This is a genomic window from Psychrobacter pasteurii, assembly GCF_900162815.1.
Lineage (GTDB): Bacteria > Pseudomonadota > Gammaproteobacteria > Pseudomonadales > Moraxellaceae > Psychrobacter > Psychrobacter pasteurii.
Genome location: NZ_FUGD01000200.1, coordinates 1 through 467 on the forward strand (window position 1 = coordinate 1; position 467 = coordinate 467).

At 39.0% G+C, this 467-nt stretch carries 1 protein-coding gene; it reads right to left on the minus strand.

Annotated elements, in window-relative coordinates:
- A partial coding sequence (locus tag A1232T_RS13385; protein ID WP_143514019.1) for an RNA-guided endonuclease InsQ/TnpB family protein occupies positions 1 to 467 on the minus strand: 467 nt, incomplete at both ends.

Genomic DNA, 467 nt, shown 5'->3' on the forward strand with positions numbered 1-467 from the left:
TTCTTAGCAGCATTGATATCTCTATCATGCCATGTGCCACACTCAGCACAAGCCCATCCTCTTATTCGCAAGCCTGCTCTACCTTTTGGACTACTATCACTTATTTTATGGCAGCACGAGCAGGTCTGGGTAGTGTAACTCTCATTTACCATCTCAAACTGACAACCTGCATGCTTGCATTTATATTCCAGTTGTCGTTTAAGTTCAAACCACCCGGCATCATACGTTGATTTAGCTAGCTTGGTTTTTTTAGTTGTAAATGAGCGTGATTTAACATCACCAACTACAATTAAGCTGTTATCTTTAACAAGCTTGGTGGTAAATTTATGAATTAAGTCTAATCTTGTGTTTTTAATTTTAGCGTGGATTGCTTTGACACGCTTTTTATTCTTAGCACGCTGGGCTACTGCTAATTTATTCGCCCATTTTTGCGTTTGCTTAATAGTTAGCTTGTCACCATTTGAGGT